Origin of the sequence: Amycolatopsis sp. NPDC059235 (assembly GCF_042754125.1) — a bacterium.
In the GTDB taxonomy this organism is placed as follows: domain Bacteria; phylum Actinomycetota; class Actinomycetes; order Mycobacteriales; family Pseudonocardiaceae; genus Amycolatopsis; species Amycolatopsis albidoflava.
The window spans coordinates 1-8,862 of record NZ_JBHZAG010000171.1 but is presented as its reverse complement, the minus strand read 5'-3'; the positions used below and the strand labels follow the sequence as shown (position 1 = coordinate 8,862).

The 8,862-nt window shown below is 69.7% G+C and carries 9 protein-coding genes; 1 reads left to right on the top strand and 8 read right to left on the bottom strand.

Features of this window, described 5'->3' with window-relative positions; translation table 11 throughout:
- Positions 1 to 112 precede the first annotated feature (112 nt).
- From ACFXI3_RS46645 to ACFXI3_RS46610, 8 genes are all read right to left on the bottom strand, one after another.
- Positions 113 to 820, bottom strand: coding sequence for an LPXTG cell wall anchor domain-containing protein (locus tag ACFXI3_RS46645; protein WP_344286247.1), 708 nt, complete (start codon positions 818 to 820; stop codon positions 113 to 115).
- Positions 821 to 1,098: 278 nt separating this feature from the next.
- Positions 1,099 to 2,640, bottom strand: a complete 1,542-nt coding sequence (locus tag ACFXI3_RS46640) for an amino acid permease (RefSeq protein ID WP_378408636.1) — start codon at positions 2,638 to 2,640, stop codon at positions 1,099 to 1,101.
- 78 nt (positions 2,641 to 2,718) lie between these two features.
- Complete coding sequence (locus ACFXI3_RS46635; RefSeq protein ID WP_344286245.1) at positions 2,719 to 3,633, bottom strand: cation diffusion facilitator family transporter; 915 nt, start codon at positions 3,631 to 3,633, stop codon at positions 2,719 to 2,721.
- A 95-nt stretch (positions 3,634 to 3,728) separates the two neighbouring features.
- Positions 3,729 to 4,961 carry a mannose-6-phosphate isomerase, class I gene (manA, locus tag ACFXI3_RS46630; RefSeq protein ID WP_378408639.1) on the bottom strand — a complete coding sequence of 411 codons (1,233 nt, stop codon included), beginning with the start codon at positions 4,959 to 4,961 and terminating at the stop codon, positions 3,729 to 3,731.
- An 82-nt stretch (positions 4,962 to 5,043) separates the two neighbouring features.
- Positions 5,044 to 6,129: a hypothetical protein gene (locus tag ACFXI3_RS46625; RefSeq protein ID WP_378408634.1), complete on the bottom strand. Its 1,086-nt coding sequence runs from the start codon at positions 6,127 to 6,129 to the stop codon at positions 5,044 to 5,046.
- A gap of 2 nt (positions 6,130 to 6,131) precedes the next feature.
- Complete coding sequence (locus tag ACFXI3_RS46620) at positions 6,132 to 6,347, bottom strand: Trm112 family protein (protein ID WP_344286243.1); 216 nt, start codon at positions 6,345 to 6,347, stop codon at positions 6,132 to 6,134.
- 68 nt (positions 6,348 to 6,415) lie between these two features.
- On the bottom strand, positions 6,416 to 7,771 hold the full coding sequence (locus ACFXI3_RS46615; RefSeq protein ID WP_344286242.1) for a phosphomannomutase/phosphoglucomutase: 1,356 nt from the start codon (positions 7,769 to 7,771) through the stop codon (positions 6,416 to 6,418).
- A 75-nt stretch (positions 7,772 to 7,846) separates the two neighbouring features.
- Entirely contained in the window at positions 7,847 to 8,200 is a 354-nt protein-coding gene (locus ACFXI3_RS46610; protein ID WP_116206536.1) for a DUF3499 domain-containing protein, read from the bottom strand.
- A gap of 115 nt (positions 8,201 to 8,315) precedes the next feature.
- On the opposite strand from ACFXI3_RS46610, the gene ACFXI3_RS46605 reads away from it, so the two are divergent.
- A complete protein-coding gene (locus ACFXI3_RS46605) occupies positions 8,316 to 8,744 on the top strand; it encodes a metallopeptidase family protein (RefSeq protein ID WP_344286273.1) in 429 nt (142 codons plus the stop codon).
- Positions 8,745 to 8,862: the final 118 nt, after the last annotated feature.

Sequence of the window (8,862 nt, the reverse complement as noted above, 5' to 3'; positions counted from 1 at the left end):
TGACAAGCACCCGCCGTCCGTCGTCACAATCAGCTTCGGGGTGCCCCACGCAACCACCGTGCGCAATGTCGCCGCCAGGCGACGAGCCGCCCCCTCAACCTTCCAGCAACAATCAATTCGTCCCGCGACGACGCAACTTCAACAGCACCAGCAACGCGCCACCGCCAACAATCAACACTCCGCCAACCCAAAACAGCCAAGCATTGTCAAACCCAGTGTTGGCCAGCCCTCCACCGGTCCCATTCTGATTCCCAGCAGGAACCGCGGCCGGGGCGCTAGTCGTGGTCGGAGCGGCGGAAACACTGGACGGCGCCGAAGTCGGCGCGGCAGTGGGAGCGGAAGAAGTCGGCTTGGCCGGCGAGGTAGGCGTCTCGGAAACCGGCGGCTTAGTCGGCGCGGTCTTCGTCCCGCACACAAACCACTGGTCGATCTTAGGCTGCGACCGGTCGTAGTTGTACGGCGCGACAAGATCCTTCCAAGGAGCCACCTTGGGCAGTTTCTTCTTCCCCGGCACGTAAACGGAATGCCCGTCATCGCCACCCACGACGACGATCGCCTCGACCGTCACGCCCTCAGCGGTCTCCGTGATGGTCAGCGTCTTCTCGCCGACACCGCCGGTGAACTTCACGTCGCCCTGGTCGAGCTTGCTGCCGCTGACACCCTCGACCTTGCTGCAATCAGTGATCTTCGTACCCGGAACCGGGTGTCCGCGGTCGTCGCCAGTGGTGCAGGCGGACGCCGCCGTCGCCGAGCCGAGCAGGGCGAGCCCGGCGACCGCGGCAACGGCGAATCCGGCGCGAAGTTTGGTGGGGATGGGCATGGAGTTACTCCTCGAAGGAAAATCCGAACGGGGGACAGCACATGCGAAAAACCACGACCCTCCGTAGGAACCCCGACCACTGTTCGCGCGAATTACCCGCTAGTGATTAACCCGTCAGAGGGAGACGACGCGGAGAGTATCGCACCCGCAGTTGTCCGATCACCCTGGGTTCGAGTCGCCGTCCGAACCGAAATCCGCGAGTTGCGCGCCCGTGACCAGGCACGCGAAACGGCCCGCCGCCCACAGTGGGCGACGGGCCGCTGAGCAGCGAAAACAGGTCAGTCGGCGACCGGCGGGGAGTCCTTGACGGCCCCGCCCTGCTCGACGCCCGACTGCCGCTTCCCGAGCAGCGAATGCCGCCGGCTGTAGGCGAAGTAGATGACCACGCCGATGACCATCCAGACGACGAACCGCAGCCAGGTCAGCACGGTCAGGTTCAGCATCAGCCACAGGCACGCCAGGATCGCCAGCGGCGCGATGACCCACACGGCGGGCACGCGGAAGGCGCGCGTCAGGTCCGGGCGGGTCTTGCGCAGCACCAGCACGCCCGCGGACACGAGGATGAACGCGAACAGCGTGCCGACGTTGACCATTTCCTCGAGCTTGTCGGCCGGGAAGAACGTCGCGCCCGCCGCGACCAGCGCGCCGACCACGATCGTCGCGCGCTTCGGCGTCCCGCGGTCGCTCGTCTTGGCCAGCGAACGCGGCATGAGGCCGTCGCGGGACATCGCGAAGATGATCCGCACCTGGCCGAGCATCAGGACCATGACGACGGTGGTGAGGCCGGCCAGCGCGCCGACGGAGATGATGTTCGCGGCCCAGTCGACGCCGTTCGCGGAGAACGCGGTGGCGAGCGTCTTGTGGCTGCCGTCGCCCGCCGAGGTCGAGAGGTCGGTGTAGGGCACCATGCCGACGACCACGAGCGACACCGCGACGTACAGGACGGTCACGATCGCCAGCGAGCCGAAGATGCCGCGCGGCACGGCCTTCTGCGGGTTGCGGGTCTCCTCCGCGGTGGTCGCGACGATGTCGAACCCGATGAACGCGAAGAACACGATCGACGCGCCGGCCAGCAGCCCGAAGATGCCGAACGAACTGCTGCCGCCGCCCGCGATGAGCGAGAACAGCGACTGGTCGACGCCGCTCGACCCGGACCCGGCGGGTTTGCCCTCGGGGACGAACGGCGTGTAGTTGCTCGACTTGATGTAGAAGATGCCGAGGATGACCACGAACAGCACCACGGCGACCTTGATGCCGGTGATCACCATCGAGAACCGCGACGACAGCTTCGTGCCGAGCACCAGCAGCGTCACCAACGCGGCGACGACGATGAACGCGCCCCAGTCGATGCCGAAGCCGCCGCCGAGATCGATCGACGTCTTGGTGCCCTTGCCGAAGATGTACTCCAGCACCGTCTGCAGATAGGACGACCAGCCCTTGGCCACCGCGGCGGCGCCGACGGCCAGCTCCAGGATCAGGTCCCAGCCGATGATCCACGCCATGAACTCGCCGAAAGTGGCGTAGGAGAACGTGTACGCGCTGCCCGCGACCGGGACGGTGGAAGCGAATTCGGCGTAGCACAACGCGGCGAGCGCACAGGCGATCGCGGCGATGACGAACGCGACGGACACCGACGGCCCGGCGAAGTCGCCCGCCGTGCGCGCGGTGAGCGTGAAGATGCCGGCGCCGATGACCACCGCGACGCCGAAGACCGTGAGGTCCCAAGCGCTCAGGTTCCTGCGGAGTTTCGTCTCCGGTTCATCGGTGTCCGAAATGGACTGCTCGATTGACTTGGTGCGCCACAACCCAGTGCCGGGCAACGTTGACCTCCTGCGGTGACCTTCGTGGGGACCGGGCGCCACCCTAGCGTGTCAGTTGGGCGCCAGCTGTCCGGACAGTCAGCGCGTCTCGCGGTCGAGGTCGGGCTCCAGGTAAATCAGCGTCGCGACGGGGACTTTCGCGCGCACGCGGGCCTCGGCGTCGTCGATCGCGGTGGCGATCGCGGCGGTGTCGAGGCCGGGCACGAGCGCGAGCTTCGCGGCGACGAGGAGCTCGTCCGGGCCGAGGTACTGGGTGCGGATGTGGATGACGCGCTCGACCTTGCCCGCGGCCAGTTCGTCCACAATGGTCGCGAGATCGGTGTCGGTCGCGCCCTCGCCGATCAGCAGGCTCTTCATCTCGATGATCAGGATGACCGCGATGACGCCCAGCAGCGCGCCGATGAAAACCGTGCCGATGCCGTCGAAAACGGGGTTGCCGGTCAGCACCGACAATCCGACGCCGAGCAGGGCGAACACGAGGCCGAGCAGCGCGCCGGAGTCCTCCAGCAGCACGACCGGCAGTTCAGGTTCCTTGGCCTGGCGGATGAACCGCCACCAGCTCACATTGCCTTTGATCTTGCGCGATTCGCCCATCGCGGTGAGGAAGCTGTAGCCCTCGAGACAGATCGCGACGACCAGAATGACCACCGCGACCACCGGCGTGTCCAGCGGCTGCGGCTCGATGATCTTGTGAATGCCCTCGTAGAGCGCGAACGCCGCGCCGAGGGTGAAGAGCATGAGCGCGACGATGAACGAGTAGAAGTACCGCTCGCGGCCGAACCCGAACGGATGCTCCCGGGTCGCGCGCCGCTTGGAGGTCTTCTGCCCGAGCAGCAGCAACCCCTGGTTCGACGTGTCGGCGAGCGAGTGCACCGCCTCCGCCAGCATCGACGACGACCCGGTGACCAGGAAGCCGACGAACTTGGCCACCGCGATCCCGGCATTGGCGGCGAGCGCCGCGATGATCGCCTTGGTTCCCCCGCCAGCTGACACTTCCCGCTCCCCTGCTCCGCGCCCGAATTGCCCGGTGGGAGCCTAGAGCAGCCTTTGCGGAGGGGAGCACGGGACCTGACAACCGGCCGGTCAGCTCACAACTCGCAAGCCCCAGCAGTAGCCCGGAACAGCTGCGTCCGCACCCCAGCCAACGGCCGCACCCGCACCGCCGGATCGGCCGCAGGCAGCCACACCGACTGCCCCCGCCGCAGCTCGACCTGCTCCCCGTCCGAGGCGACCACCAGAAGATCCCCCTCGGTGCACAACAAGATCTGCGGCCCAGCCGAGTCAACCTCGATCTCGACGTCGTCCCCAGCCGCCCATTCGACCCGTGACAGCTCGAATTCCGGAGCGTCCGTGTGGTAAACCGCCATCCGCTGGCCGGCGCATTCTCCGTGCTGCACCGGCATTTCCCCGCACGCGAAGTCGACCACGCGCAGCAGCTCCGGCACATCCACGTGCTTCGGCGTGAGGCCACAACGCAGGATGTTGTCCGAGTTCGCCAGGATCTCCACCGCGGTGCCGTGCAGGTACAGGTGCAGGTTCCCGGCAGGCAGGTAGATCGCCTCGCCCGCGCGCAGTGTCAGGCGGTTGAGCAACAACGCCGCCAGGACGCCGGCGTCGCGCGGGTGGGTCTCGCCCAGTTCCAGGATCGTGCGGCATTCGGTCGCGAATTCGCCGTGGTCCTGGACGTGCCGGACGCACGCGTCGAGCACCTCCGGCAGCAGTTCGTCCAGCGCGGACTGCGGCAGCGTGATCCAGGTGGTGAACAGCGCGCGCAGACCGGCCGGGTCCGGCTGGGCTTCCAGCAGGCCGGTGTACTTCCCCAGGCCGGGGGTCTCGATCGCCTTCAGCAGCTTGACCGTGCGGTTCGGGTCGCGGAACCCGGCCAGCGCGTGGAACTCCGTCAGCGCGCAGACCAGCTCCGGCTTCGCCGTCGGGTCCGGGTAGTTCCGGTTCGCGGCGTCGCGCGGGATGCCCAGCTTTTCCTCGCGGGCGTGTCCCTCCGCGGCCTGCGCCGCGGACGGGTGCGCCTGCATCGACAGCGGTTCTTCCGCGGCGAGGATCTTCAGCAGGAACGGCAGCCGGTTGCCCCAGCGCCGTGCGCAGTCCTCGCCCAGCTGGCCGACCGGATCGGCGTCGACGAGTTCGAGCAGGCTCAGTTCGGCGCCGTCCGGGCCGAGCACGTGCGACGGGTCCCCCGGGTGCGCTCCCATCCACAGCTCGGCCTCGGGGTGCGGCGCCGGCACCGGGCGGCCCTGCAGCTGCGGGATGGCCGTTCGCGATCCCCAGGCGTAGGGCCGTACGGCGTTGCGCAACAGCTCCACTGTCAACTCCCAATCCTTCCCGTCGGCACTGAGCCGACGCACGCGGCGGCGGAACCGCCTGCCCGCGTTCCCCCCTGCTCCCTCAGGCGGAGGCCGGTTCGTATCTCCCGGCCCCGCCGATGCTGCCCGCCGCCAGCCCCAGGTACACCGCGGCCAGCTCGAACCGCAGCGCCAGCACCGCGGCGCGGACGATCTCGTCGGCCTCGATCTCCTCGGCGGGCGCGATCAGGTCCGCGCCCGGCAGGAACTCCTCGGCTTGGTACCGGGCGGCCTCGGTGGCCGGGCCGGTCCGCACCGACAGCAGCAGCACCCGCGTCGCGACTCCACCAGGAGAGTCGTCCGGGTCGGCGAAAATGTCTCGCTCCACGCCGCCTGATTGTGCGATCCGCCGCAAGGCCGGGCGAGCGAGCGCCTGCCGGTAGTCCTCCACGTCGCACACCAGCGCGGCGTGCGCGGCGAACGCGTGCGCCGCGTGCTCGCCGACCGCCACCGCGACCGGGTCGAGCCCCCACAGCAGCGGCACCCGGTCCGCGACCCGCAGCGCGAGCGCCTTCGCCGGGTTGGCGAACGACTCGCGCGCCAGGTAGTCCTTCTCCGCTTCGAGGTCGAGCTGGTCGGCGAGCGCCTGCACGTCCGCGACCAGCAGGCCGAGCGCGTTCGCGGTGAGCAGCCCGGCGGCGAGCCCGCGCGGGAACGCCAGCTCCGGCGGCACCGGGACACGCGGCGCGAGCAGCACGCCCTTGCCCGCCACCGACGCCGCGACCGGCCCCTCCGCCGGCGCGGACAGCACCACCGACGCGCCGAACCGGGCGGCGCGCTCCAGCGAAGCGGCCAGCTCGCGGTCGCCGGCGTCGTCGGTGTGCGCGAACACCACGTCCAGCGCGCCGATCCAGGCAGGCACCGATTCGGCCACCACGACCGGCACCGGGCACGACGGCGTGAGCAGCGCGGCCAGCAGCCGGGTGAGCGTGCGGCTCACCCCTGGCCGGTCGATGAGCACGAGCGAACGCGGACGCCCGACGTCCAGCCGGTCGCTCAGCTCCAGTTCGGCCGCCGCCTCGGCGGTGGCCCGCACCTGCGCGCCCGCCATCGCGGCGGCACGCAGCAACCCCGCGCGGTCGGCGTCGGCCAGCCGCGCGGAGTCGTCGAGCAGGGAATCGTCAAGCATGGTCAAGCACTGTCGCCATGGTCGGCCGAGCCGGGCAGCGTCGCCTCGTCGAGCAGCAGCACCGGGATCCCGTCGCGCACCGGGTATACCCGGCCGCATTCGGTGCAGGTCAGCGCGTCCGCCTCGGCGTCGTCCGGCGTGCCGGGACGCAGCGGAGCGTGATCCGGCGACGGGCACGCGAGGATCTCCAGCAGCTGTGCGTCAAGCGTGATGGCCATAGTTCCTCCATACCACGCGTCGTTGGGGTGTTGAGGGCGCCTTCCGGACACAATCCGGCGCCAGCGGGTCAGGCCCGGACAAGGGCGAGCACCTCGGCGGTGAGCGCCTCGACCGCGGCGCGGTCGGCGGCCTCCACGTTGAGCCGCAGCAGCGGTTCGGTGTTGGAGGGGCGCAGGTTGAACCACGCGCCGCCGGGCAGCTGCACGGTGAGCCCGTCCAGCTCGTCGATCTCGACGCCGGACTTGCCCGCGTACGCGTCCTTCACCGCGAGCATCCGCGCGACCTGGTCGCCGACCGTCGAGTTGATCTCGCCGGACGCCGCGTAGCGCGAGAAGTCCTGGGTGAGCGCGGACAGCGGCCCGTTCTGCTCGCCGAGCGCGGCCAGCACGTGCAGCGCGGCCAGCATGCCGGTGTCGGCACGCCAGAAGTCGCGGAAGTAGTAGTGCGCGGAGTGCTCGCCGCCGAAAATCGCACCGGTGCGGGCCATCTCGGCCTTGATGAAGGAGTGCCCGACCCGCGTGCGCACCGGCTTGCCGCCGTGCTCGGCGACGATCTCCGGCACGCCCTTCGACGTGATCAGGTTGTGGATGACCGTGCCGCCCGGCTCCTTCGCCAGCTCGCGCACGGCGACCAGCGCGGTGATCGCGCTCGGCGACACCGGCTCGCCGCGCTCGTCGACGACGAAGCAGCGGTCCGCGTCGCCGTCGAACGCCAGCCCGGCGTCCGCGCCGACCTCGCGCACCTTGGCCTGCAAGTCGACGATGTTGGCCGGGTCGAGCGGGTTGGCCTCGTGGTTCGGGAAGGTGCCGTCGAGTTCGAAGTACATCGGCACGACGTCGATCGGCAGCCCGTCGAACACGGTCGGGACGGTGTGCCCGCCCATGCCGTTGCCGGCGTCGACCACGACCTTGAGCGGCCGCGAGCCGGAGAGGTCGACGAGGTTGCGCAGGTAGGCGGCGTAGTCGCTGAGGACGTCGCGCTCGGAGACGGTGCCGCGCTGGCCGTCGAAGGCGGGGACGCCCTGCTCGACGGTGTCGCGGATCTCGGCGAGGCCGGTGTCCTGCCCGACCGGGGACGCGCCGGCGCGGCACATCTTGATGCCGTTGTACTTCGCGGGGTTGTGGCTGGCGGTGAACATCGCGCCGGGCAGGTTGAGCGAACCGGAGGCGAAGTAGAGCTGGTCGGTGCTGGCCAGGCCGATCGACACCACGTCGAGGCCCTGGGAGGTGACCCCGTCGGCGAACGCCTCGGCCAGGCCGGGCGACGAGTCGCGCATGTCGTGGCCGATCACGACGGCCGGAGCCTCGGGCTTGATGAGCAGCGCGAACGCGGCCCCGAAGTCCCGGACGAGGGCGGCGTCCAGCTGCTCGCCGACCACGCCGCGAATGTCGTAGGCCTTCACGATGCCCGAAAGGTCTGGCACGCCTTCTCCCCGCCGCTAGTTCCGTGGCGACGCCAGTCGCGCCGCGGGCGAAAGCCTACCGGGCGGGAGGACAGCTCAGGCGCGCCCCGGGAGGACGCGCAGATGGCCGCGCCTGCCGGAGGGGCCTTCCGGCTCGGGCTGCGCCGCGGGGACGTCGGAGCGACCGGCCTCGCGGACCGCCTCGGCCAGCGCGGTGAGCTCGTCGGCGGACTGCTCCGGCGCGGCGAAGGCCCCCTCGTGACGGACGACTTCCCAGCCCTTCGGGACGGTCAGCCGCAGCGCGTGGGCCTCGCACAGGTCGTAGGAATGCGGTTCGGAAGCGGTGGCCAGCGGTCCGACGACCGCGGTCGAGTCCTGGTAGGCATACGTGAGCGTGGCGACAGCGGGTTCGAGGCAACCCGTTCGCGAACATTTCCGTACGCTCCGCACGATCCGAAACGATAGCGCGTCGCCGCAAGCGAGTACCGGCGACACGCGCGTTGTCCTGGCGACCGCATAGACTTGGACGGTGGCGACGGCTCGTGACTACCGACAACGGCAGCGAATGCGACGGGACCGGCACGGCCGGGGCCTGCGCGGGACGCTCTATCCAGCGACCCTGCCCGCAGCAGCAAGCCGCGCGGAGCGCTTCGACGCGCTAGTGCTGGACGCCCTGGAGCCCATCGAAGCCCGCTGGCGCCACGAACTGACAAAACTGGACGTAGCGGTGGACGACGTCCCAGAAGTCCGCATGGACGGCCGAGCCCCCGCAGACGGCGTACTGCACGACGGCGCAGTCCCCCTATCGCGCCTGGTCCCAGCCGGAGTAGACCGAACCGGCCTCCCCACCCGCGCACGAATCGTCCTATACCGACGCCCCCTAGAAGCACGAGCAAAAGACCCGTCAGAACTAGCAGACCTAGTCCACGATGTCCTAGTCGAACAGGTCGCAGGCTACCTAGGCGTAGAACCAGACGTAATCGAAGGCGACTGACCCTTGGCCCAGTCCGTGAGGGGAACCCTCACGGACTCTGAGTCCCTCAGGGTTCCCCTCACGACCAACGAACCGCAGCCGCTGCACCCACCGCTGGAGCCACCCACCCCACCCCCAA

Coding starts and splice junctions, on each gene's coding strand:
- ACFXI3_RS46645 (WP_344286247.1), bottom strand. CDS start 820: ATGCCCATCCCCACCAAACTTCGCGCCGGATTCGCCGTTGCCGCGGTC.
- ACFXI3_RS46625 (WP_378408634.1), bottom strand. CDS start 6,129: ATGCTTGACGATTCCCTGCTCGACGACTCCGCGCGGCTGGCCGACGCC.
- ACFXI3_RS46620 (WP_344286243.1), bottom strand. CDS start 6,347: ATGGCCATCACGCTTGACGCACAGCTGCTGGAGATCCTCGCGTGCCCG.
- ACFXI3_RS46605 (WP_344286273.1), top strand. CDS start 8,316: ATGCGACGGGACCGGCACGGCCGGGGCCTGCGCGGGACGCTCTATCCA.